The sequence below is a fragment of the Ruegeria sp. C5 genome (genome assembly GCF_056537605.1).
Genome location: NZ_JBQFRX010000009.1, coordinates 83600 through 107381, shown reverse-complemented (window position 1 = coordinate 107381; position 23782 = coordinate 83600). Strand labels below are relative to the sequence as shown.

Genomic DNA, 23782 nt, shown 5'->3' with positions numbered 1-23782 from the left:
TTTACCAAATGGAGGATCAGCGATGGAAATGCCCAAGCCAAATCCGGATGTCTTAGCACGCAAGCAGGCATTGGTTGCGCGACTACAGCAAGTGCTGCCGAAGGATGCTGTTATCCATGAAGAGGCCGAGACCAGGGCTTATGAATGTGATGCGCTGACCGCCTATAAATGCCCGCCAATGCTGGCTGTACTGCCTTCGACCACGCAGCAGGTTTCCGATGTCTTGCGCATTTGCCATGAACTGGGTGTGCCGGTTGTACCGCGCGGCGCGGGCACGTCATTGGCCGGTGGCGCCCTGCCGACGGCAGATTGTGTGATTCTAGGCGTTGCACGGATGAACGAAGTTCTGGAAATCGATTACGACAACAGGTTTATCAAGGTGCAATCCGGCCGAACCAACCTGAGTGTAACCGGTGCCGTTGAAGAAGAGGATTTCTTTTACGCCCCCGATCCCTCATCTCAGCTTGCCTGCGCCATTGCCGGGAATATCGCGATGAATTCGGGCGGGGCGCATTGCCTGAAATACGGGGTGACGACCAACAATCTGATGGGTGTGACTATGGTCATGATGGATGGCAGCGTGGTCGAAATTGGAGGTGCCTATCTGGACGCTGGCGGGTTGGACCTGTTGGGTGTTATCTGCGGATCCGAAGGGCAATTGGGTGTCGTAACTGAAGCAACGTTGCGCATCCTGCGCAAACCTGAGGGCGCGCGTCCCGTTCTGATGGGCTTTGACGATAATGAAGTAGCCGGTCAATGCGTCTCTGACATAATCAAATCGGGCATATTGCCTGTCGCGATCGAGTTCATGGACCGCCTTTGTATTCGAGCCTGCGAGAATTTCGCCCAAGCGGGTTATCCTGATTGCGAGGCGTTGCTGATCGTCGAAGTTGAAGGATCAGAGGCAGAGATCGATAGTCAGTTGTCGAAGATTATCGAGATCGCCAAGCGGCATAATCCGGTTGAGCTGCGAGAAAGCCAATCGGCTGATGAAAGCGCCCGTATTTGGCTGGGGCGGAAATCGGCCTTTGGCGCGATGGGGCAAATCAACGATTATATGTGTTTGGATGGGACGATCCCGGTCTCATCGCTACCCTTCGTCCTGCGCCGGATCGGGGAGCTGAGCAAAGATTATGGCCTGCCAGTCGGCAATGTGTTCCATGCCGGTGACGGCAACATGCACCCCTTGATCCTGTTTGACGCCAACAAACCCGGCGATCTTGAGAAATGTGAAGCGTTCGGGGCGGACATCCTGAAGCTTTGCGTTGATGCGGGGGGCTGCCTGACTGGTGAGCATGGGGTCGGCATCGAAAAGCGTGATCTGATGACACACCAATATGAACCACAGGATCTTGAGGCGCAGATGGCGGTGAAAGATGTGTTTGACCCGAATTGGCTGTTGAACCCAGCCAAGGTGTTTCCGCTAAAGGCGTCTGCCACGCGCAGGATGGCTGCGGAATAGATGAGCCTTCCCCATCAATACCCAGAGTATTTGCGAAAAGATGAAGTGCCATGACACCTGAAACCGAGGCTGAACTTGCGGACATCGTTGCCGGCCTGGATGGCCCAGTGCGTATTGCCGGAGGCGGCACGCGCGGCCTTGATGGGCCCGAGCCTGTGCTGAACCTGTCGGGACTGCACGGAATTACACAGTATGAGCCGGGCGCATTGACTCTGGTCGCGCTTGCCGGGACTCCAGTGACTGAGATCGAAGCGGCTTTGGAGGCCGAGGGCCAGCAACTGGCGTTCGAGCCGATGGATCATCGCGGTTTGCTGGGCACCACGGGGGAACCGACAATCGGCGGTGTTGTCGCGGCCAACATCTCGGGGCCGCGTCGAATTCAGGCTGGCGCGTGCCGGGATTTCCTGTTGGGCGTACGTTATGTCGACGGGTTGGGGCAGGTGATCAAGAATGGCGGGCGGGTGATGAAGAATGTCACCGGTTACGATCTGGTCAAGCTCATGGCGGGTTCCTGGGGCACGCTAGGGGTGCTGTCCGAGGTCTCACTGAAAGTGCTGCCTAGACCTGAGATCGAGACCACTCTGGCAGTCGGGGCCGCTGATGTAGGAACCGCAGTTGATCTCATGTCCACTGCCCTGAAATCCCCCTTCGAGGTGAGCAGCGCAGCCTATGATCCACTGGGTGGGCAGGCGCTGTTGCGGATCGAAGGATTTGCCGACTCGGTTGCCTATCGGGTAGGTCGATTGCGCGAAATCCTTGGGGGCGAATGCACCGAGTTAGAGAATTCGAGGAACCGCTGGGTCGATCTGCGTGATCTGCGTGCGTTTAAGGATCTGCAAGGTGATGTCTGGCGCTTATCGGTGAAACCCGGCGATGCAGCCAGCCTTGCAGAACGGATAGACGCGGATCGAACCCTATTTGACTGGGGCGGGGGCTTGATCTGGGTATTGGTGCCAAAGGGCACCGATCTGCGTGCACGACTGGGTCACTTTGAAGGACATGCAACGCTGGTACGTGCAGAGGCTGACACCATTGTTGAATTTGGGCGGTTCCAACCGGAGAGCACGCAGATTCAGTCTCTAACAAAGGCAATTCGGAAGAGATTTGACCCTCGGAACGTGTTCAATCCGGGTCTGATGGGGTAGGCGATGCAGACGAAATTTACCGAAAAGCAGTTGCAAGACCCAGCGATTCAGCGATCCAATGAGATACTACGAAATTGTGTTCACTGTGGTTTCTGTACAGCAACCTGCCCGACTTATCAGGTGCTAGGCGATGAGTTGGATAGCCCTCGCGGGCGTATCTATCTGATCAAGGACATGTTGGAGAATGAGCGTGTTCCGGACGAAAAGACTGTCAAGCATATCGATCGCTGCCTATCTTGCCTCGCCTGCATGACCACGTGCCCCTCGGGCGTGCATTACATGCACCTCGTGGACCACGCACGGGAATATATCGAAGACAACTACAAGCGCCCGTTCTCGGATCGGGCTCTGCGCTGGATATTGGCCAGAATCCTGCCTTATCCGTCACGCTTTCGCTGGGCTCTAATCGGGGCAAAGCTGGGTCGTCCGTTCCGGTTTCTGATGCCGGATGCCCGGCTGAAGGCGATGCTGGACATGGCGCCGAGATATATTCCACCGGTTAGTCGCAATGATGACCCTCAGAGCTTTGCAGCAAAAGGCGCTAAGAAGAAACGCGTCGCCCTGATGACGGGCTGTGCGCAAAAAGCGCTCAACACCGACATCAACGACGCGACGATTCGCCTGCTGACCCGATTGGGCTGCGAGGTCGTTGTCGCCGAAGGTGCCAGCTGTTGTGGCGCATTGACCCATCACATGGGTAAAACCGGTGAAAGCCATGCGTCTGCTGCAGCCAATATCCGGGCCTGGACACGCGAAATGGATGGTGATGGTCTGGATGCGATCGTGATCAACACCTCGGGGTGTGGGACCACGGTTAAAGATTATGGGCACATGTTCCGCAGTGATCCGCTGGCGGTGGATGCGGGGCGTGTATCCGCCATGGCGATGGATATCAGTGAGCTTTTGGTGCAGCTAGAGATGCCGGACAGCGACAAGAAAGAACTGGTTGTTGCCTACCACGCGGCGTGTTCATTGCAACATGGGCAAAAGGTTACCTCTTATCCCAAGAACCTGCTGAAATCTGCTGGATTCACAGTGTTAGAGCCTAAAGATAGTCATTTGTGCTGTGGCAGTGCAGGAACCTACAACCTGATGCAGCCTGAGATTTCGGGTCAGTTGAAACAACGAAAAGTGCGCACGCTTGAGGCTAGGAATCCTGATGTTATCGCGGCAGGTAACATCGGATGCATGATGCAAATCGGCTCTGGGACTAACACGCCCGTTGTCCACACAGTCGAGTTGCTGGACTGGGCCACCGGAGGGCCGGAACCGCGCGCATTGCGCGACGGCATGGCTGGGGTACCCCAACTGCGCTGATCGATTGCTGCACTCGCGCATCAGGTCCGGTTGAAATTCATCCAAGGGTCAATTGCCCTATTTTCGCCGCACCAACGGCATACGAATCTTGGTCGGACCTCATGACCGGAGACCCGCGTGCGCAACTGGATCACGGCTATTGTCTTCAGCTTGCTGCCCTTGGCAGGACAGGCGCAGGATACTGGGCTTAGGAGCCTGGAAACCACCGATGCTGGGCGCGAGTGGATGGCAGTTGGTCGGCTGGATATCGACGGCACCGGGTTTTGTACCGGATCGCTGATATCTCCGACTCTGGTACTGACGGCTGCGCATTGTCTGTACGACAAAACCACGAAACAGCGAATTAATCCGGCCCGGATCGAGTTTCTGGCCGGTTGGCGCCTCGGTTCCGCCTCGGCTTATCGCCCGGCGCGTCGAACAGTGGTTCACCCCGACTATGTGTATGAAGGCAATGTTTCTGCAACGCGGGTGCGTCATGATATTGCGCTGATCGAGCTGTGGCAGCCGATCCGCAACACCTCGGTTATTCCTTTCGAAACCGGACGTCGTCCTGCCCGCGGTCAAGAGGTGGGGGTTGTCTCGTACGCGCATGACCGCGCCGAAGCGCCAGCACTGCAGGAAGTCTGTTCCGTCATTGGGAGACAGGCTGGAATTCTGGTTATGTCCTGCAACGTGGATTTCGGGGCATCCGGCGCGCCGATCTTTTCGTTTGACGGCGAGCGGCCACGCATTGTGTCGGTCGTTGCAGCGAAGGCCGAATTGCAGGGTCAACGCGTTGCGCTGGGCACCGCCTTGGATGAATCGCTGGAATTGTTGCGGGCCGAGCTTTCGCAGGGGCGGGGTATGAACGCCACATTGGACAACAACACCAAAAACCTCGGAGCAAAGTTCATTAAGCCATGATGCGTGTTTTTCTAAGTATCACCTTGCTTGTTTCTATTCTCGTAACTGCCGCGCAGGCCCAGACCAGCGGCAAGCGCCGACTGACGGATCGCGATGATCTGTATGGGTGGGAGGCGGTCGGACGTCTGGATATCGGCGAACAGGGCTTTTGCACCGGTACTTTGATCGCAAAGGACATCGTGCTGACAGCGGCGCATTGCGCTGTGAGCAAGGCCACCGGAAAACCCTATGCCCCCGGTGAATTGACCTTTCGCGCCGGTTTGAGCGACGGTAAGGCGCTTGCGGATCGCAAGGTCATCCAGATTGCGACCCATCCCGATTTTGTTGCCAATGCGCCGGTATCGGCGTCACGTGTTCGAATTGATGTGGCTCTAATGCGGCTGGAAGAGCCGATTCCCTATTCGATTGCTGATCCGTTCGCCCTGCACAGCGGCCGCGTCAGCGACAGCGAAATCAGCGTCGCCTCGTATGGTCGCGGTCGGGCCGAGGCGATCACGCGCCAACGCTCTTGCCGCATCCTGCAACGCGGGCAGGGGCTGATCAGCTTTGATTGCGATATTACATTCGGTTCGTCGGGCTCCGCTATTTTAGCAAAAAAAGGCCCGCGTTGGCAGATCCTGTCGGTTGTTTCGGCGGGCGCATCGGATGGTCAACGCAAGATCGGCTACGGGATGGAGCTGTCGGGGATTGTCTCGGAACTCAAGGCGATATTGCGTCGTGACGCGCCCCGACCCACGGCAACAATCCGCAGATTGCAGCCGGGTTCAGCCAAGTCCAATTCGGGTGCTAAATTCCTCAGCGCGGGCGGGTCTTGAACCCAGTCCTTTTACTTCCCATCTGAGTTTTACCGGATCGCCAAAGCTGGGGTCCGGCATAAATCACCGCCCGTCCATTTCGGAGGGCAATTTCGTGAATCGCTCAAAGATGAGGATACGACATGCGTACATTTGACTTCGCACCACTTCACCGCGCAACCATCGGTTTCGACCAGATTGCAGACATGATGGACCGGGTTTTGACCAATGACGTGGCTCAGCCCAGCTATCCCCCTTATAACATCGAAAAGACCGATGCTGATACCTACCGCATTTCGGTCGCTGTTGCCGGGTTTTCCGAGGCCGATCTGTCGGTTGAGGTAAAGGAAAATTCTCTGGTGGTTTCCGGCAAGAAAGCTTCGGACGAAAAAGAGCGCAGCTACCTGCACCGTGGCATCGCCACCCGCGCGTTCGAGCGCCGCTTTGCTCTGGCCGACCACGTTCGTGTCACCGGCGCGAGCCATGAAAACGGCATGCTGAACATCGATCTGAAGCGCGAAGTGCCAGAAGCGCTGAAACCGCGCCGGATCGAAATTTCGTCTGGCAAGGCCATTGAAAAGGACGTGGTTGACGCCAAAGCCGTGAACTGAGGCTGTTGATCACTTAGCGACAGTCCCGCCTCTCTGGATTGTCGCACCACACGCCCCGCGTTCCTCCAGGCGCGGGGCGAAGTTGCATCCATCGCAACAAGGACTTGGTGGGCAACACGTTTTCACGAAAATCTGGCAATAGTTTAGGTCGTCAGGCTAGTCTCTTCTGGAACACTTCAATGAACTGAATTTTGTTCACTGCCTACAGAGGGAAACGAAATAGATGCGAATGAAATCCGTTTTTGCCGCTATAGTCTGTGCCGTTGTTGCATCGACCACACTGACCGCGACATCAACCCGTGCCAACGATACAGGAGCGCTTATCGCTGGGGTCGCGTTGGGTGTGCTGGGAGCGTCGATCGCCAAACACCATCACAAGCACGGATCAAAATACCAGAAGCACACGCACGTTTCGCCCGAGGAGAATGCGATCGGGCTTTGTATGCATCGGACCCACACCGCCATGAGCAATCAAGGCTACTATGCCGTCGATTTTGAGCGGACGCTTTCCTATACGACAAATTCTGATGGCATCGATCTGATTGATCTGGAGGTCGCGCGCTCGAAGGACAGCAATGATGCGCGGAGCCACATAAAAGCCCATTGCGCTATTCAAGATGATGCTGTGGTTAATTTCCGCTACTCAAACTACTGAGCTTGCCCTTCGGCAACTTCAACTTAAGAAATCCAAGAGCTTCTATTTTCCCTTCTGAAAACCAGTAGGCAATGTGTCTCGGCCTTGTCTCTGCGTCTATCTTTTTAGCGTCGAGTTTGTCACAGTCTTGGTGATTTGGAGACCCAAGGGGATGTAAATTGCCATAACATTCCCTATGTCATTGGATGATAAGAAGAATAGGGATAGCAGATGTCGAACCAGCAATTCGAAGCATTGATTCAAGAGACGCAACAGAAAGTCCGCGAAAGCCAGTCGCAGATTGAAGGCTTGACCTCACGGATCGAAGCGGCGCGTGCCAAGATCGGAACCGCAGAGGCAGATATCGACATTGAAAATGCCACTTTGGAAGATGTGCACGCCCATACCGAGGTGATGAACGCCAACATCGCTGAGTTGATCATGGGGCTCGACGACGTGACCAACGCGTTTTCCAAGGATTTCGACGAAATGCGTTCGAAAACCGGGTGGGAGTCGTTCGTCGGCATCTTCGCCAAGGCCAAATCCGAGTCCATGCGGCAGGAACGCATGCGCACCGCCAATATTGATGACAAGCTGCAGGACCTGATCGCCAAGTCCGATGTGATCGTAAAATTGCTGGAAGGGCAGTTGTCGGTACTGGAGGAACAGCGCGTCAAGGTCGAAGACAACCTGACTGTCACGCTGGATGACCGTGAGGCGACGGTGGCCGAGTTGGAAGCACTGCGCGCCGAGATTCAGGGTATGGACCCAACAATCATCACGCTGGAAAACAAGATCAGCGTCGAACAGGATGCTGCCGCCCGCACCCAGTTAGAGACTGAATTGGCCGAATTGAACAAGCAATACAACGCCAAGGTTCAGGAAGAGCAGGTCAAGCTGGCCAAGTCTCAGACGCTGGAACGCTATATCGAAAAGGGCAAAACCTGGGTCGACTCACTGCAAAACCAGGCGGCGACGCAGATGGTGCTGATCAACAAGCTGCAGACAGACACGCAACAGCGCGTGGTGCTGTATGACGCCCTGACCAAATCGCTGAAAACAGCACAGCAGCAGGACGTGGCCCACCGCATCAACGAGATCGGTGTGCAGACGGACCAAGAGGCGCAGACCGCCATGGCCGCCATCGGCACCGCGACCAATCAGAAAATGGCCGACATGCTTGAGGCGCATGAGGACCACATGGTCTTTGCCCGCGACGTGCTGGAGAAAAAGGCCAAGGCGGATGAACGCTTTGCCCGCCGGTTCGCCTCGATTGTCGAGAAGCATGACAAGAATCTGTATGGCGGGTGAGGCGCTTCAGTGACGTTCCGTTCCAAAGGCAAGCCAAAAGGAATACGCGACAGGTTCAGAATAGGGATTCTCTTTGTTGTCTTTGGCGGGTTCCTAACTTTGCTTCTTCTGACAGCTGATTGGATGCCAGACCATTTGGTGATTAAACTTGTGCTGATAGCGGGTTTTCTTTTGGTGACATTCTGCCTCTGCGTTCTGTTCGCCAACGGTCTCATCAAGCTTGAACAGCTTGATGAGAAGTTGTTCGGTCGCCGACAAAGAAAAGAGCGCGTGGATAATGACTGACCCCACCCAAGACCATGTCGGTCTGACCGACACCTTTGCCTCGCGCCGCTATTTCCGCAAATTCGAGGTGATCACAGTCCACCTCCTACGCGTAGCCGCGACGATGGAAGTCGAGGGCGTGATCAGCAAGCAAGAGGTGCGGATCGTGTCGCGCTATCTCTCAGGGCTGCTCTACACCTTCCGCGCGCTCAGCATGAAATACCTGCTGGTCGGGCGTGATACGGGGCGGTTTTTTGGCAGCCTTGCGATGGACAAGCGCGATAGCGGGTTTCCGGTGGCGGCAGAGTTGCTGACCATGGCCAATGACGCGCAGCAGGCGCAGGTGCATCTGGCGAATATGCCGTCCGAAGATGACCTGAAAACAGACATGGTCCGCACGATCATTGGTGACCGGGAAATCCCCACCAAGTTGCAATTTGCGCTGTCCCAAAGGCTCTATTACCAGGAATTGCTGAAAGGTCAGCTGTTCTGGGCCCGCAACGATCCCGAGTGCCACTGGATCGGGAATGAGGGCGAACGGCGGAAGTTCATGATCCACTGGGCGGTCTATGACAGCCAGATCAACCTGCCAGTGATCTACCTGATGCAACTGGAGGACAGCGGCAAAACCGCCCTTCCCAAAGACCAACGCCGCTGGCCCGAAGTGCAGGCGCATCTGATGGCGCAGTCTCTGGGCGGGTTGAAACTGGTGACCATAGCCAAAGGGTTCGATCAGGATTTCGACGACCTGCACCCCAAACACCTGCGCCGCATTCATGTGGGGCCAATGTATTCCTCGGCCTATACCGAACAATCCGGCCCCCTGCGGCAGGTGCTGGAGGATGCGCAATCTCCGCAAGGTCAGGATTGGGCGCTGGCCTGGACCACGGAAGAGCTGGAAAGCGAAGATGTGATCGAAGAGCGGGCCGGATGGTTCTCGACCGTCGAACGCGAGGTTTTTGCCTTGGATCCGTTCGGCGGGCAGGGGGCCGAAACCGGCGCTACCCGTACCCAGCGGTCGATCATCCTGCCCCAGCGTCCGTTTCAGGTGCTGGCCGAACGCAATCCGCCGGGTTTTGCCGATGTGCGCAAGTTCGTGGTCAGCAAGGCCGGACAGGTGTTGAGATATTGAGACCAGAGGCGGGCTGAAGCCCGCCCTACGTGATAAGAGTAGGCCGGGCTTCTGCCCGGCATTGCGAGGAAAAACATGAGTTTGACGTCAGATCAGATGGAATTGCGCGAAGACGACATTCGTAAGCACTATCCGGCAGCGACCGCTTTGCTGAGCGGTTTCGAGCACGCTCCGCGTATTGCCAAAGCGGTTGAAACGACTGTCGAACGATCCCCTGGTGTCTCTACCGGGCGGCGGTTTCGGTCGACGACGCCGGGTCTGGTGACACGCCGTACTGCCCGCAGGGACGGGGTGCATCTAGTCGAACGGATCGAAGCGTCAGATGACGGGGATACTCTGGTCTCGCCGCCACAGGCGACTTTGCAACAGGCGATACGACGTGCCATCGCAATCGCTCTGGCCGTGGCCGAGGCTTATGCGGAACAGACTCCGCTGGCGGATCTGAAGCGCGCGAATTTGGCCGGAGATCTACCTGCCGCCCGCAAGACCGAATTCTCGGAACTGCTGACTGCCGAGGCTCTGATCACCTCGCACACCTTCGGCAATGCGCTGGCGTACTTGATCTCCTCGCATCTGGGAGAGACCACTGTCGATATCGGTGAGATCGAAGAGGTCCTGACCGACAACGGCCAACTCGCCTTGCACGGCGCGCTGTGGGAGTTGGACCAGACCCTTGCCAAACACGCCCCCGATGATGCCCACCTGATCGCGGCTACCAGCGCTTATGCCGAGCAACTGTTGGAAAAGGTCGCTCTACGCGCCCAGTCCGCAGGCCATCTGGCACCGTTCCAGAGTGCCGCTTGGCATATCGAGGCAGATGATCTGACCATCCGGGGCTTCGAACCGGCATCAAAGGCCAAATCCACCACCCTGACCATGACGTTCAAGAAACCGAACGAGGTGGTCGGCAACCATATCGCCAAATATCAGGCGATGAAGCTGGCCAAGATGGTGATGGCCTATGATTTCGACCGCCGTCTGAACCCGTTTGCTGAGCTTGGCGGGTTCATCTTTACCTTCATGGGTGATGGCAAACCGGGCACCGGCAAGACCACGCTGATCCAGATGATGGCCGGGCTGATCAACGACTATTGCCAGAACGCGGGCTATCCGTTCCGCTACCAGAACCTGAGCACCGATAATATCGACAGCTATCAGGGCAAATCCGGCCAGAATGCCAAGGCCTTTATCAACACGATCATCGACCCCTCGGTCATCGGTTTCGGCACGATCGACGATATCGACCAGCTTGCGGGCAAACGCGGCGATCGGCAGTCGTCAGCCGGGCAACTGGAAATCACCGCCGTTCTGATGGAGAGTTTTGCCGGGGCCAACACCGTCGTGCGCGGTAATTGCACCTTTGGCATGTTCTCGAACTACCCCGAGAATGTGGACGACGCCCTGCGCCAGCGGGCGGGCGCGCGGTTCCTGGTGGATGGGCCGCAAACGCGCGAGGATTACATTGACATCCTACACCTGCTGATGGGCCGTAACCACGACATCCCGCTGGGTGAACACGAAGCCTATGCCGCGCAGGAGATCAAAAAGGCCGTCGCCGCCAGTTTTGAAAGCCACTCCCGTCCACATGAGGATGCCCTGCTGCAGGTCTATGACCGGGTGTCTGGCGAGATCGGCCAGATGGACACGATTGCCAAGCTGGGCACCTACCTCAAGGCGATCCAGCAGGCGGATGAGCGGTTCACCGGCCGTGCGATCAAGAACATCACCGACGCGGTCAAGGTCCGCGCGATGGATTTCGAACTGCCCGACGAGTGGATGGAAAACCCCGACCTGTTCCTGTTCCGCGACTACGACATCAAGAAGGCGATGATCGACGACCTGCGCCAGCCGATCACGGTGGAAATGGTAATCCAGGAGATCAACCGCTACGCCGACAGCGAATTCCGCTATGCCGACAAGAGTGACGAGGTCGCCATCGAAAACGCCGTGCGTGAGATGGGTCGGATGGAAGAGGCCAAGCGGCGGTATCTGGAGGGAAAGGGGTGAATTATTTGATCGCTATAGGTCTGCCTCTTCTACTGAGCACTGTGGTTGCTATTCCAATAGGGTTCCGAGCCTATCGAGCATCTCGTGCGGCTAAAGAAAGCGGAAAGAAATGTTTTCTTCCTTTCTTCGTATATGGCGCGGTTTGCGCTGTTCTGGCAATTCTTACCAGCTACACTTTGATGGATTTTTTTGTCGACCGATTTGCCGTGGACGTTGGCAACGCAAATCCCGCAGATGTAATGGTCTATTTTCAGCTACAGTTCTGGTTGATTGCAGTACCCCTTGGTTTCGCGATCATTTTTGCATTTGCAAAAGGACTGCGAGCATGAGTTTCGAATTCTTGGAGCACAGGTTTCTGTTTGAGAGTGATATCGCGGCGCAGCCGCGACGCGCCCGACCCGGCCCCCAGGGCGGGCGCGTTCCGCACCCACCCTCAGGCCGGGCGCATCGCTACCGTTGCGCGGGAAGGCAATTGTTATGATCCGCCTCATCGAAAAAGGCCTGATGTTCGGCAACCTCGTCCACATCTCCAGCCCGGCCTTAGTCGAGCGATATAACCGCGCACTGCAGCATCTGGCGGGCAAGACCACGGCGCTGACGGATTTCCATGTCGATATCTCGGGCTATTCGCCAGAGGTGGGGATGGAGCTGGAGGACGAGCTTTATCTCAACCCCAACGGGATCAACCGGCAGTTCATCCTGCTGACGACCGAGCAGAAACGCGCGCCCCTTCTGAACGTCAAGTTCTCGACCTCGCGCGATATCCTGCGTGAGTTCATCGAGATGAACGAGGCGCAGCTGTTTGCTCTAACCGCCACCGATGCGGTGGCCGGAGAGCTGGTGAACTCGGTCATCAAACTCACCACCCCGCGCGACCTGTTGAACCTAAGCAAGATCGAGATCGAGGCCGACACCGTGGGCGGCACCCTGCGCAAAGCCCAGCAGCTAGCGGGCATGGTCGAACGCTTCAAAACCGAAGAGGATGCATGGTTCGACGATGTGCTGATCGCAAAGATGATCGAAACGGCCAAGGAAACCGGCGACGTCACCCGCAACCCCGTCCGCCTGCGCCACACCGCATTCGAGCAGCGTAATTTCTGGACGGCACACTTTGGCGGGCTCTACCTGTTCCCGGATATGGATCACCCGGCGGCGATTTGCATAGGCGAAAAGCCCGACGATATGCCGATCAAATACATTTTTGACCCGTCGCAGCGGAACCAGATTGCCAAGTTTCTCGACTACAACGATCTGGTTGAACCTATCGTTAAGGCGCGCGGCGTGGATGCTGCCGCGATCCTGCAACAGAAAATGGACTTTCTGACCATTGCTGCGGCTGCTGACGCAGATGTTGATCTGAGCGGGCTGGATCGCAGCGATATGCGACGACTGGCCCGCAATCACGCCGATCGCCTACCCGAGGCGTACCACGGCCTCGCACAACTGTTGCGCTGGGCGACGGATGGTGGGCGCTGGCCACGCATCACCTCGGATCATCCCGCCTATTTCTACACATTGCGCGCAGCCGATACGCCGAACCGCGATCTGGTGAATATGCTGTTGACCGAATTGGCTCCGCTGGATCCGCGGCAGATGTTCATCTGCCACAAGGAATTGTTTTATAGTACTTACAGGACCTGGCCCGAGACCAAAAAAGCCTATGTTGCCGACTTCCTTGCCCGCGAGTATCAGGTGGACAAGGCTGGTGCGCGGGCGGCTCTATTTGGTCATGAACCGGATATGACCGGCAATGACCGGGTCAGCGAAACAGTGATCGCACGGGTCGGCCCTTGGGGCGCGGTCAGGAGAGATTAAGATGTTCGGAGCGATGCGCCTGTTTCTGATCCTGCTGGTGATCCAGACGATTGCCTATTTCGCGCTGTCCTTTTACTCGCGAGGAGTTAGGCGGCGAAAGTTGGAGACGTGGTGGGACGAAAAGGGCAAAACCGGTAACAAAGAAGCGTTTGTTGCGCGTGGTTTGCACGTCTACGACAACTCATTCCGGCGCAAACTGATTTTGGGTGTCTATATTGTACCTTGGGTGGCGATTGGCGCGCTGATCTACATCGTGAATTACATGTGAGGGTTAAGGCATGGCCTATGTGAAATGGGCGTTCATTATCATCTTCTGGGGCACGATCGCCGTGATCTTGCAGTATTCCCTACCGCAGCACGATGTGGTGCGGATCGTCAACACCTATGAGGAACGTCAGGACCTGACGGACTGGACGCGGATCTTCTGGTCCGAGCCTGAAGATCAATCCACCAGCCTGTCAAACCGCGATGTACAGTTCATTCAGGCCGTACGCGCCAACGGGAAGCCGATTGTCTATCGCAACGAAGACACTGGTTGGGGCTGGCCGCCTTATTTCAAGTTCGACACTGCGAACCTTTACACCGAGGCCAACGATGCCAAGTCGACCAAAGATAACCCCGATTGGGTGGTCGTAACGCACTACGGCTGGCGGAATGAATTCATGTCGATTTTTCCCAACGCAATTTTCATCCGGCATGTCGAGGGGCCGGATGTCCGCATCATCCCCTGGTTCAATATTATCTTCCTGACTGTGCTTGCTGCGCTGGTTTGGGCCATTTGGGTTCGCTGGCGGCGGTTTCGGCAAAAGAAGATCGATCCTGTTTTGGAGAACATGGAAGATGGTCTTTACGCCGCTGGTGATGCAATAGATGAAAAGCGCAAGGGCTTTCGCCGCTGGCTGGACAGTTGGAAATCAAAGTAAAGTGGTACGCCAAAAGGCGTGCGCCGTGGTCTGACTGCTCATCTCACGATGAACTCAGCATGAAGCGCCCCGGCAGCCTTGATGGTTTTCAGGATGTCGATCATATCGCGTGGCGACACGCCCAAGGCGTTCAACCCGGCGACCACTTCGGACAAGGTGGTTGCCTCGGGGATTTCTGCAAGCCCCGTTCCTTCTTCCTCTTCGATCCCAGCGTAGGTGCGCGGAACAACGACTGTTTCGCCTCGCGCAAACGGATTTGGCTGAACTGCAATCGGGGCTTCCTCGACTGTGAGGGTCAAGTTGCCCTGCGATACCGCGACGCGTGAAATCCTGACGTCCCGACCCATGACAATTGTGCCCGATCTTTGATCCACCACGACGCGGGCTTTGCTTTCGGGTTCGACCAGAATGTTTTCAATACGTCCAATGGCATGCGCGGTTGATACGGCCCGCGTCGCCTCAATGCTCAACTCCACAGTGCCGGAATCGCGCATGAGTGCGACGGCGCGGTTGAATTCTCTGTTGATGGCGGCCTCAATGCGGCTTGCGGTCGTGAAATCCGGTTCTCTCAGCGCCAGCCTCAGTTGAGTCAAATCAGCAAGCTGAAAATCGATCTCGCGCTCCACACGCGCGCCCGAGGGTATGACGCCCGATGTCGGCACCCCGCTTACAACCGACGCTGCTTCGCCTTCAACCGCAGCGCCTCCGGCTAGCACTGTCCCTTGCGCCACGGCATAAATCTGACCATCTGCTGCATTCAGGGGTGTCATGATCAATGTCCCCCCAAGAAGTCCTTTGGAATCTCCGATGGCAGAGACGGTGACGTCAATCTGACCGCCGACGCGCGCGAAGGGTGGTAGGGTGGCGGTGACCAATACGGCGGCGACGTTTTTGGGGCGAAAATCCTCGCCATTCACGTTTACACCCAGCCGTTCGAGAATGTTGGACATAATCTCTTCGGTGAACGGAGAATTGCGCAAGCCGTCGCCGGTGCCATTCAGGCCAACCACAAGGCCGTAGCCAACCAGATCATTGCCGCGGACACCGTCGAAATCCACCAGATCTTTCAGGCGTATGGCCCCCGCATTGGCAATGCAGGGTAAGGTTATCAAAAGGAATACGAGTATCTTCATCTCAGGAAATTCACCAGTGACAGGTTGGCGTTGCGAACGGTCACGGAATACAGACTCTCCAGTTGGAACTGCACGGTTTGCAACTGTGCCGCAGTCTCATAGGGATCTGCAGCGATCAACGCATTGCGCGCATGCTCAGCGCTGGTCTTTGCGGCGGCGTTGCGCGTTGCGGCTTGCTCCACACGCGCCTCAGCCGCGCCGACCTGGGCGCGCAAATTGACCGTCGCATCCTGTGTATTGGCCAACTCAACACCAAGCTGCGTGAACAATGCGGTTCGTAGATCAGGTGTCCATCCAAGCGCATCATCTGTGGCCAGAGCCGCAACCGCAACATCGCGCAAAGCGTCCTTGAGCGCGGGGTCTGTCGCAGTGATCGGAAGAGTGATCCGCTCGTTCTCGGAAATCTGCATCGGAGCCAAGGTGTCTGTGCCACCTTGATACATCACCGCATCAAATCCGGCGGGGTCGTTGAACCAATCCTCAGCGGCCTGTTGGATATCTGTTAGGGAGGACAGCCCTGTCAATTCGGCCTGCAGCGCTGTCAATAATGTTTCAGCGGAGGGCAGAGGTGAGACGTCAGTCGACGTTCCGGAATACAGGCTGCGCCCTCCCGCCCGCGTATTCAGGGCTGAGATCATTGTGTCGAGCTCATTTCGTGCCTGAACCGATGCTTGTTCATGTGTCACGGTCTGGTTCGCCGTACCGAATGATAGCAGCGACGCTGACATCTCGGCGACCGAGCCGCTTAGCGTTGTCAGGCTCAATTGCATTGCGTCCGTGAATAGCCGCGCCTCGGCGGTGGCGATGGAAAGCGCGTCCAACCGTTCCAGGCTGCGATCTAGATCCAGTAGGTGCGAGTAATCACCACCCAGACGACCCGAGATATCCTGCACCTTGCCGGTGGACATCTCATACGACAGTGTTTCGATTTGTGATTTGATCTCGGCGCTGCGAGTTCTGAGGGTAAGGCCGCGGGCCAGATCCCCGATCGAATTCAGTGTCATGTTCATAACCTCAACAGGGTATCCATCAGTTCATCCACGACGGCGACGATGCGTGCGTTTGCGGCATAGGCCTGCTCGATCTGCATCAAGCGCTGCAGTTCCGCGTCACTGTCAACACCTTGCTCCGCGACGACTTTTTGCATTTCCAGCTGCGCGTTTGCTGCAAAACTGCTGCGCTGGTCAGCTGTGTGTGCGTTTGCCCCGGCTTTGGAAAGCAACGCCTCGGCGATCTCCGCCGCGCGCATCGTGCCTGTCCCAAACTCTACGCTGGGGGCCGGGCGCGAGTCGGTCAGAACGGCCCCAAAAGCTTGCAACTGGCTGGCATCACCCGGCGCACCGGGGGTCAATGCCCCCAGACCCGCACGTAATCTCCAGCTGTCACCCCCTGCATCCGGGTCGACCACAACATTTAGTGAGATGCGCGACGCAAGACCGGTTTCAGAAACCGGATCAAAGCGGCTGCCGTTATCCGTGAAGACGCCCGGATCGGTCGCGGCAGCGGTCGGGTCCAACCCGGTGGTTTCAAAGCGCTCGATCAGGTCGCGGGCGACGGCGTCCAGATCGGCTTGCGCTTCGACGGTCAGTTCGTCGCGGACCGAGAACTGGGCCATCAATGCGCCGCCTCGGATTTGGGCGAACTCTCCGCTCACGCGAACGGGTCGGCCGTTGATCTCGAGCCCGGACAACAACCCGTTACCAACGGTCATATGCGGCATGGTATCGCCTGTGGTCGAGAACGAAAACTCGGCCGCAGTTCCTTCCAGCAGGATCAACCCGCCATCGGAATAGAGGGAAATCTGATCATTATCGCGCGCGATCGCGTTGACAGGCACCAACTCGTTGACTTGATCGACCAGAATCTGACGATGATCCAACAGCGCGCCAATATCACCGCCCGAATTGCGGACAGCGGGGATACGAGCATTCAGTTTCTCGATGTCTTTCAGAGTCTGATTCAGCGTATCGACCTGTTTGCCTATCGTGCGATCCGCATCGGATCGCATTTGCCGCACCCCTTCGGACGCTGTATTGAGCGCTGTGCTCAATGTACCGCCTGCACGGGCAGCCTGATCCAGCCGTTGGGCTGAGCCGGGCAGGCTTGCAGCTGTAATCAGACTGCTTTCGAATTGGGCCAGTCTGGCCGAGATCGAAGTGGCATCGTCGGCTGCCCCCAACAGTTTCTCGTAACCTGAATGAAATTGCGCCACGGTTTTGGCTGCCATCAGGTCTGCATCGGTCGCACGGCGGTTTGCGATCTGTACCGGATCCTGGTGCCGGGTGATACCAACGACACGAACGCCATTACCGGAAACTGTGCTGGTCGCCAGTTCAAGCGATCTGCGGGCATATCCCGGGGTCAACGCGTTGGCAATGTTTCCTGAAACCACCGCCGCACCACGGCTGGCTGCGCTCAGCCCGCCCAGAGCGTTGTTCAGTGCTGTCGACATATTCATCGGACGCATCCCTTTCGTTGATCAATCATCATATCAGCGTTTGATATTGGTGGTTTCCTGCAGCATCTCATCCACAGTCTGAATGACCTTGGCGCTTGAGGAGTAGGCCCGCTGGGTCTGGATCATTGAGGTCAACTCGGTGGCGACATCGGTGGTCGATTCCTCGCGTGCAAAAGAAACAAGATCTCCTGTCGGACCTTCACCCGCGTTCCATAAGAAAAAGGTGCCGCTGTCGCGCGAGGGGGCATAGGTCTGACTGTCCAACGCCGTCAGACCGTTTGGATTCGGCACATCGGCCAGTGGAATCTGGAACATCCGGCGGCTGACCCCAGTATCATAGAAAGCATAGACATAGCCGTTCTCATCAACCTGTACGCTTGTCATCGTGCCAACGGCCGAACCATCGCGTGTGATCGAAACCGGAGCAAAGGTATCGGAAAGCTGTGTAATGCCGTCCGCATCGCCGATCTGGCCGATGTTGATCTCCATCGGTCCGCCGGCGACGTTGACGACAACGCTGCCGTTTGCCGGGTCATAGGCACCGCCGGTCACGGCGGTGACGCTGGCTAGTGTACCACCGGCTGTACGGCTATCGGTGAAGGTCAGGGTATATTCTCCGATGACAGCGCCGCCCGAGGCCGAATCGCGCAAGGTCATGGTCCATTCATTGCTGCTGCCGGTTGCAGGAACGGTGGGGACCAATTCGATATCGACGCTTTCAGACTTGCCCAAATTGTCAAAATACTCGACCGACAAGGGCTGCGTGTCACCCGGAGCACCGGCGTCGGTCGCTGTTGCAGGCAGGTTCATCCGCAGGTTCATGGATGTTGTGGGGGCGCCCGAAAGTTGATTAACGCTTAGCTGAATGGGTTCCAGAGCGGCGGGCGTATCCCTCGGGACGCTGGGGATCGAGCCATCTGGATTGGCACGCCAGCCAAGAAGTACAAGGCCGGATTGTGTGACAAGATACCCCTCCTCATTGGTGCGGAATGAGCCTGTCGTGGTCAGCAGCATCTCATTTGAACCTGACGCGATCTGCGAACTGGGACGGACAGGCAGCATGCCTCTGCCGCGCACGGCCAGATCGGTTGAATTGTTGGTGGTTACCAGCGATCCGCGCTGATCTATCAGGCGTTGGCTGGTGGTTCTGACCCCGCCTGCCGAATAGCTGCCGCCCTGACCAGATGTGACCATGGAGTGAAAGTCGGTCTCGACCCTTTTATAGCCAAATGTCGATGAATTGGCGATGTTGTCAGAGATCGTGGCCAGCCTGTTGGCGTTGGCCTTCAACGCTGCCACACCGGCATTCAGCGAAGAGGATATGGTCATCGGTACGCCCTTTTGTTGCGTCATTCGTTGATGCAACACGTACCGCACTGGCCCTTAACAGCCGGCTAACAGCTAAAATGCTGTCTATCCTTTACCCCCTAAGGGTTGCGTAAAAAGATGATCTCAATCCGATTATTGCGTACCGCCATGGGGTTTTTATCCGAAAGCTCTCGGTCCGCGTGCCCAGTCACGCGGTCCAACCGCTGTGGCTGGATGCCTTTGTTCTGCAGCAGTTGGCGGGTGCTTTGCGCCCGCGCGGTCGACAGATCCCAGACCGGGTTATTCGCCAACACGACGGGCGCAGACCGCACATGCCCTTCAACCGCGATTGCGTTTGTCACCAGATCAGAAGACCGCGCTACCAAAAGTGTCAGCGCGCGCATCATTTGGGTTGGCGTGTCTGTCCCCGATTCGAACAACGGTTGATCCTCAGTGGCGAACAGCTCGACCACCAGCCCTTCGTCGGTGACGCGGGTCACGATGTGCTTGCGCATCTTATCGGACACCAGGCTTTCCCCAGCGCGCCCCAGCAACTGCGCCTCGAGCGACGAGAAATCTTCGAACGCACCCTTACCGCCGCCTTTCGCATCCACGCCGGTTGATCCGCGCGCCTGTTTCGCCTCGGTGGGGTTCCGATTGCTGGCACCTGATCCATCCATAACCATGGTTTTTTCCGAAAACATGTTGTCACCGCCGAAGGCACCATCGCCACCGCCCGAGACCGGATTGACCGGTATCGTGGGCGAAAAATAATCCGCCAGACCCTTGCGTTGCGTCTCGGTCGTTGCATTCAGCAGCCACATCAACATGAAGAACGCCATCATGGCAGTGACAAAGTCCGCATACGCGACCTTCCACGCACCACCGTGGTGAGCATCGCCACCCGATACACGTTTCTTCTTGATGATGATTGGCGCCGCATTGGATTGCGCACCCATCTCCACCACCTTCTATTCACCCGCCTACTGGCCTAGCAGGGCAGGTGTTAAGGTGGGCTTAACACTTAAAACTGTTCTGAATTCTAAGACTGCGACACCGGGTTTACACCAGCGCGCCTTAAAACCAGAGATAATCGATTAAAGCTGTTTTCGATACCATCGGGATCGGCCTTCGCAAAAAAGCTATCTAGCTCTTCGTGGACCCGGACGGCGCGATCCAACAAAGGATCTGTTCCTTCGGCATAGAGACCGGCTTTGATCATCACCTCAGATTGCTCATAACTGCCGACCAGCTTGCGGGTTTCTGTAATCAACTGGTTCTCATCTGCGGTCGCCGCACCTGGTAGGCTGCGTGATACGGATCGGCTGAGGTCAATCGCTGGGAAGCGCCCGCGTTCGGCGATGTCTCGGCTCAGCACGACATGTCCGTCCAAGACGCCGCGCAGAATGTCCGCAATGGGCTCGTCCATGTCAGAACCCGCGACAAGAACACTGAAGACTGCGGTGATGTCACCTTGATCGGCAGTTCCGGGACCCGCCCGTTCGCACAGGTTTGCAATCAGCGGCGTGACCGATGGCGGGTAGCCACGTAGCGATGGGGCCTCACCCATTGCGGCGGCAATCTCGCGATGCGCTTCGGCAAAACGAGTAACTGAATCGGCCAGAAACAGAACGTTTAACCCTTGATCCCGCAGGTATTCCGCCACCGACATGGCCGACCATGCGCACCGTCTGCGTATCAGGGCCGATTGATCCGAGGTTGCGGCCACGACGACGGATCGTTTCAGACCTTCGGCACCCAGGGCGTTCTCGACAAACTCATTCACTTCGCGCCCGCGTTCGCCCACCAATGCAACGACCACAGCATCCGCCTGGACTGAGCGGGCAAGCGTCGCCAGAAGCGTCGATTTGCCAACGCCTGAACCAGCGAACAGGCCGATTCGCTGACCCTGGACAATGGGCAGCATCGTGTTGAGGATGGCCAACCCGGTTTCCATACGACCGCCCAGCGGCTTGCGCGATACCGCAGTTGGCGGGGCCTGCATAAGGTCACGTTTAAGCGTGCCAGGCAGCAGGGGCTTGCCGTCCAGAGGTTTGCCAAACGGATCGATCACCCGCCCAAGCCAATGCATTCCGGGCGCAAAGGCAGGCATCTGGTCGAGAGAGACCTGATCCCCCAGGCTTACGCCATCGGGTGCGGAGGCTGGCAGCATATGGATCGCGCCTGATTCGACATGCAGGACCTCGCCCGGCAGGTCCGGGCCTTTTTGTCGGCGCAGCGTCAGATGATCCCCGATCCGGGCTTGGGCGGTCAGACCATCGATTTCAACCACGCCGCGCGCAACACCGGTCACACGCCCGATATGGTGTACCGCCGACATCCTATCGAATTCGCATTTCAGACGCATCGGATCGAGATCGGCCATCGCAGGTCCTCCAAATAGATTTGTTGAAAACGGTTTCTAAAGGAATCGGGGTTAAGCCTTGATTGAAATTGATCGAGGGAGAAGCCCCGATGTTCAATGACCTGAACGTCTTTAAGACTGCGTACGCAATGGCAGCCCATGCCGGACAACGGCAAGCGGTTGTTGCGCGCAACATGGCCAACGCGGATACGCCGGGATACAAGCCCCGCGATATTGAAGCATTCCAGACAGCGTTTGAAAACACGAGCCGAGAGGTCGCGATGACCGCGACTCAGACGGGTCATCTGAATGGTGATGTGCGCGCTCAGCCTTGGGCTGAATTCACGGTCGCGGCTTCGAGCGATCCGAATGGCAATGGTGTTTCATTGGAAGAAGAGATGCTGAAAGCTGTCGAGGTCAAGCGACAACATGACCGGGCATTAGCGATCTACAAGTCTTCAATCGGTGTGCTGCGCACGAGCCTGGGCCGGGCATAGGGGAATTCACGATGAGCGATTTTTCCTACTCGCTGGACGCGTCGGCTAGCGCACTGCGTGCACAAGCAGCGCGGTTGCGTCATGTGTCCGAGAACATATCGAACGCCGATACGCCGGGATACCGGCGTAAGACAGTCCCGTTTGAGACAGTCGAACGGGACGGAAAAGAGATGGTTCAGGCGGGGCGCGTCAAACTCGATCGTCGCGACCTGAGCCGAATTTATGATCCTGGCCACCCTATGGCTGATGAGACTGGCCATTACAGAGGATCAAACGTCGATCTGATGATCGAAATAGCAGACGCCCGAGAGGCGCAGCGCAGCTATGAAGCCAACCTCAAGATGTTCGACCAGACCCGGCAGATGTCATCAAGTCTGATGGATCTACTCCGAAAATAAAGGAATACCAGAATGGATGTTCGCTCACTTACCGCCGCACAGAATTATACGGGTGCGCGCCCTGCAACGCAGGCCGACCCCGAACATCAGGGGACAGCGCAAGGGCTGCGATCCTCGTTTCAGGATTTCGTGGCGACGCTGAAACAAAGCGAGCAAGTGACGCAATCCTCGATGGTTGGGCAGGCCGACCCGCACGCTTTGGTTCAGGCGCTGGCGCAGACAGAGTTGGCAGTGGAAACGGCTGTGATCGTTCGGAACAAAGTCGTTGAAGCCTATCAGGAAATCTTGCGGATGCCGGTCTGAACGATGCTGAGCGAAGGTCTGTTCTACGACATCGTGCGCCAGGCGCTTTGGGTTGCAGTCATCACGTCGGTTCCGATCCTGGCGGTGGCGCTGATCTCGGGCCTTACAGTTGGTTTGTTTCAGGCGCTGACCTCGGTTCAGGAGATGACCCTGACCTTCGTGCCTAAGCTGATTGCAATCGTGGTCGTGTTCTGGATGTCGATGGGCTTCATGACCCAGACCCTTGTTACGTTTTTTACCGGGACATTGGTCCCGCTTATTGCCGGAGGTCGCTAATGGACACCGCTTATGTCACCTTGTCCCGCCAATCCGGTCTCATGGATGAGATGCGAATGGTGGCCAACAATATCGCCAATGCCAACACGACCGGGTATCGTCAGCAGGGGCTGGTGTTCTCCGAATTCGTCCGGGATATGCCGGGCAATCCTTCACTATCGCTCAGCCGTGCGCAGGTTCGAAACACTTCTCTGCAACAAGGTGTGCTGACCGAGACAGGCGGGGCCTTCGACTTTGCCATCGAAGGGGACGGGTTCTTTATGATCGAAACGCCCGCTGGGAACCGCCTGACGCGTTCCGGCAGTTTCTCACCCAATGCTGAGGGCGATCTGGTGACGATGGACGGGCACCGGGTTCTGGACAGCAATGGCGCGTCGGTCTTTGTCCCGCCCGACGCCGCAACGATCGATGTTGGCAGCGACGGCACGATGAGCGTCGATGGACAACTTCTGAGCCAGATCGGTGTCTACAACGTCGCCGATCCCGAAAACCTGGTGCGCGAAGGAAGCACACATTTCCGTGCAGGCGGGCAGGTGGACCCGGTGGACGAGCCGGTCGTGCTGCATCGGTTCCTCGAAGGATCCAATGTCAATGCCATTGGTCAGGTGACCCGGATGATTGAAATTCAGCGGGCCTACGAGCTCGGGCAGAGTTTTCTTGAGGCCGAAGACGAACGGGTTCGCGGGGCGCTTAAGGCATTGATGCGCTGATTACCGGAAGGAGAAT

Annotated in this window: 26 protein-coding genes; 20 read left to right on the top strand and 6 right to left on the bottom strand. The window is 57.1% G+C overall.

Annotation, left to right across the window (positions count from 1 at the left end; all coding sequences use genetic code 11):
- Nucleotides 1-22 precede the first annotated feature (22 nt).
- The 15 genes from ACR0AW_RS20255 (at nucleotide 23) to ACR0AW_RS20185 (ending at nucleotide 14318) form a co-directional block, all read left to right on the top strand.
- The gene (locus ACR0AW_RS20255) at nucleotides 23-1462 is read left to right on the top strand and encodes an FAD-linked oxidase C-terminal domain-containing protein (RefSeq protein ID WP_170423285.1); all 1440 of its coding nucleotides are present in this window, start codon (nucleotides 23-25) and stop codon (nucleotides 1460-1462) included.
- A gap of 50 nt (nucleotides 1463-1512) precedes the next feature.
- On the top strand, nucleotides 1513-2607 hold the full coding sequence (locus tag ACR0AW_RS20250) for an FAD-binding protein (protein WP_170734171.1): 1095 nt from the start codon (nucleotides 1513-1515) through the stop codon (nucleotides 2605-2607).
- 3 nt (nucleotides 2608-2610) lie between these two features.
- Entirely contained in the window at nucleotides 2611-3924 is a 1314-nt protein-coding gene (gene glcF, locus ACR0AW_RS20245; protein ID WP_170734170.1) for a glycolate oxidase subunit GlcF, read from the top strand.
- A gap of 117 nt (nucleotides 3925-4041) precedes the next feature.
- Complete coding sequence (locus ACR0AW_RS20240; protein WP_170395202.1) at nucleotides 4042-4827, top strand: trypsin-like serine protease; 786 nt, start codon at nucleotides 4042-4044, stop codon at nucleotides 4825-4827.
- Complete coding sequence (locus ACR0AW_RS20235) at nucleotides 4824-5642, top strand: trypsin-like serine peptidase (protein ID WP_480439496.1); 819 nt, start codon at nucleotides 4824-4826, stop codon at nucleotides 5640-5642. Before ACR0AW_RS20240 ends, ACR0AW_RS20235 begins: the two co-directional genes overlap by 4 nt.
- Nucleotides 5643-5764: 122 nt before the next feature.
- Complete coding sequence (locus tag ACR0AW_RS20230) at nucleotides 5765-6232, top strand: Hsp20 family protein (RefSeq protein ID WP_170395206.1); 468 nt, start codon at nucleotides 5765-5767, stop codon at nucleotides 6230-6232.
- A gap of 223 nt (nucleotides 6233-6455) precedes the next feature.
- Entirely contained in the window at nucleotides 6456-6887 is a 432-nt protein-coding gene (locus ACR0AW_RS20225; RefSeq protein ID WP_170734169.1) for a hypothetical protein, read from the top strand.
- A 210-nt stretch (nucleotides 6888-7097) separates the two neighbouring features.
- A complete protein-coding gene (locus ACR0AW_RS20220) occupies nucleotides 7098-8177 on the top strand; it encodes a coiled-coil domain-containing protein (protein ID WP_170423295.1) in 1080 nt (359 codons plus the stop codon).
- A 9-nt stretch (nucleotides 8178-8186) separates the two neighbouring features.
- A complete protein-coding gene (locus ACR0AW_RS20215) occupies nucleotides 8187-8462 on the top strand; it encodes a hypothetical protein (RefSeq protein WP_170734168.1) in 276 nt (91 codons plus the stop codon).
- Nucleotides 8455-9573, top strand: a complete 1119-nt coding sequence (locus ACR0AW_RS20210; protein ID WP_170734167.1) for a hypothetical protein — start codon at nucleotides 8455-8457, stop codon at nucleotides 9571-9573. Before ACR0AW_RS20215 ends, ACR0AW_RS20210 begins: the two co-directional genes overlap by 8 nt.
- Nucleotides 9574-9648: 75 nt before the next feature.
- Nucleotides 9649-11580, top strand: a complete 1932-nt coding sequence (locus ACR0AW_RS20205) for an ATP-binding protein (RefSeq protein ID WP_170734166.1) — start codon at nucleotides 9649-9651, stop codon at nucleotides 11578-11580.
- The gene (locus ACR0AW_RS20200; protein ID WP_170734165.1) at nucleotides 11577-11909 is read left to right on the top strand and encodes a hypothetical protein; all 333 of its coding nucleotides are present in this window, start codon (nucleotides 11577-11579) and stop codon (nucleotides 11907-11909) included. Before ACR0AW_RS20205 ends, ACR0AW_RS20200 begins: the two co-directional genes overlap by 4 nt.
- Before the next feature lie 148 nt (nucleotides 11910-12057).
- On the top strand, nucleotides 12058-13395 hold the full coding sequence (locus ACR0AW_RS20195; RefSeq protein ID WP_170734164.1) for a DUF6638 family protein: 1338 nt from the start codon (nucleotides 12058-12060) through the stop codon (nucleotides 13393-13395).
- A gap of 1 nt (nucleotide 13396) precedes the next feature.
- Nucleotides 13397-13663: a hypothetical protein gene (locus ACR0AW_RS20190; protein WP_170395242.1), complete on the top strand. Its 267-nt coding sequence runs from the start codon at nucleotides 13397-13399 to the stop codon at nucleotides 13661-13663.
- 10 nt (nucleotides 13664-13673) lie between these two features.
- Entirely contained in the window at nucleotides 13674-14318 is a 645-nt protein-coding gene (locus tag ACR0AW_RS20185; RefSeq protein WP_170567482.1) for a DUF1523 family protein, read from the top strand.
- A gap of 38 nt (nucleotides 14319-14356) precedes the next feature.
- On the opposite strand, the gene ACR0AW_RS20180 is transcribed toward ACR0AW_RS20185, so the two are convergent.
- The 6 genes from ACR0AW_RS20180 to ACR0AW_RS20155 all read right to left on the bottom strand — a co-directional run bounded on the left by ACR0AW_RS20180 (nucleotide 14357) and on the right by ACR0AW_RS20155 (nucleotide 21585).
- A complete protein-coding gene (locus tag ACR0AW_RS20180; RefSeq protein WP_170734163.1) occupies nucleotides 14357-15451 on the bottom strand; it encodes a flagellar basal body P-ring protein FlgI in 1095 nt (364 codons plus the stop codon).
- Nucleotides 15448-16455, bottom strand: a complete 1008-nt coding sequence (locus ACR0AW_RS20175) for a flagellin (RefSeq protein WP_170734162.1) — start codon at nucleotides 16453-16455, stop codon at nucleotides 15448-15450. Before ACR0AW_RS20175 ends, ACR0AW_RS20180 begins: the two co-directional genes overlap by 4 nt.
- A 2-nt stretch (nucleotides 16456-16457) precedes the next feature.
- Nucleotides 16458-17909 (bottom strand): flagellar hook-associated protein FlgK, encoded by a 1452-nt coding sequence (flgK, locus tag ACR0AW_RS20170; RefSeq protein ID WP_170734161.1) that lies wholly within the window; start codon nucleotides 17907-17909, stop codon nucleotides 16458-16460.
- Between the two features lie 33 nt (nucleotides 17910-17942).
- Complete coding sequence (locus ACR0AW_RS20165) at nucleotides 17943-19238, bottom strand: flagellar hook protein FlgE (RefSeq protein ID WP_255611994.1); 1296 nt, start codon at nucleotides 19236-19238, stop codon at nucleotides 17943-17945.
- Nucleotides 19239-19336: 98 nt separating this feature from the next.
- Nucleotides 19337-20176 (bottom strand): flagellar motor protein MotB, encoded by an 840-nt coding sequence (locus tag ACR0AW_RS20160; RefSeq protein ID WP_170567488.1) that lies wholly within the window; start codon nucleotides 20174-20176, stop codon nucleotides 19337-19339.
- An 83-nt stretch (nucleotides 20177-20259) separates the two neighbouring features.
- On the bottom strand, nucleotides 20260-21585 hold the full coding sequence (locus tag ACR0AW_RS20155) for a FliI/YscN family ATPase (RefSeq protein ID WP_480439526.1): 1326 nt from the start codon (nucleotides 21583-21585) through the stop codon (nucleotides 20260-20262).
- A 107-nt stretch (nucleotides 21586-21692) separates the two neighbouring features.
- On the opposite strand from ACR0AW_RS20155, the gene ACR0AW_RS20150 reads away from it, so the two are divergent.
- Genes ACR0AW_RS20150 through ACR0AW_RS20130 form a run of 5 tightly spaced genes read left to right on the top strand, consistent with a single transcriptional unit; the run spans nucleotide 21693 to nucleotide 23766 of the window.
- Entirely contained in the window at nucleotides 21693-22079 is a 387-nt protein-coding gene (locus ACR0AW_RS20150) for a FlgB family protein (RefSeq protein ID WP_170734159.1), read from the top strand.
- Nucleotides 22080-22090: 11 nt separating this feature from the next.
- The gene (gene flgC / locus ACR0AW_RS20145; RefSeq protein ID WP_170395265.1) at nucleotides 22091-22477 is read left to right on the top strand and encodes a flagellar basal body rod protein FlgC; all 387 of its coding nucleotides are present in this window, start codon (nucleotides 22091-22093) and stop codon (nucleotides 22475-22477) included.
- A 12-nt stretch (nucleotides 22478-22489) separates the two neighbouring features.
- Nucleotides 22490-22780, top strand: coding sequence for a flagellar hook-basal body complex protein FliE (gene fliE, locus ACR0AW_RS20140; protein ID WP_170734158.1), 291 nt, complete (start codon nucleotides 22490-22492; stop codon nucleotides 22778-22780).
- 3 nt (nucleotides 22781-22783) lie between these two features.
- The gene (locus ACR0AW_RS20135) at nucleotides 22784-23056 is read left to right on the top strand and encodes a flagellar biosynthetic protein FliQ (RefSeq protein WP_170395271.1); all 273 of its coding nucleotides are present in this window, start codon (nucleotides 22784-22786) and stop codon (nucleotides 23054-23056) included.
- On the top strand, nucleotides 23056-23766 hold the full coding sequence (locus tag ACR0AW_RS20130; protein ID WP_170734157.1) for a flagellar hook-basal body complex protein: 711 nt from the start codon (nucleotides 23056-23058) through the stop codon (nucleotides 23764-23766). The genes ACR0AW_RS20135 and ACR0AW_RS20130 overlap by 1 nt, the downstream gene beginning before the upstream one ends.
- The last annotated feature ends 16 nt before the right edge of the window (nucleotides 23767-23782 follow it).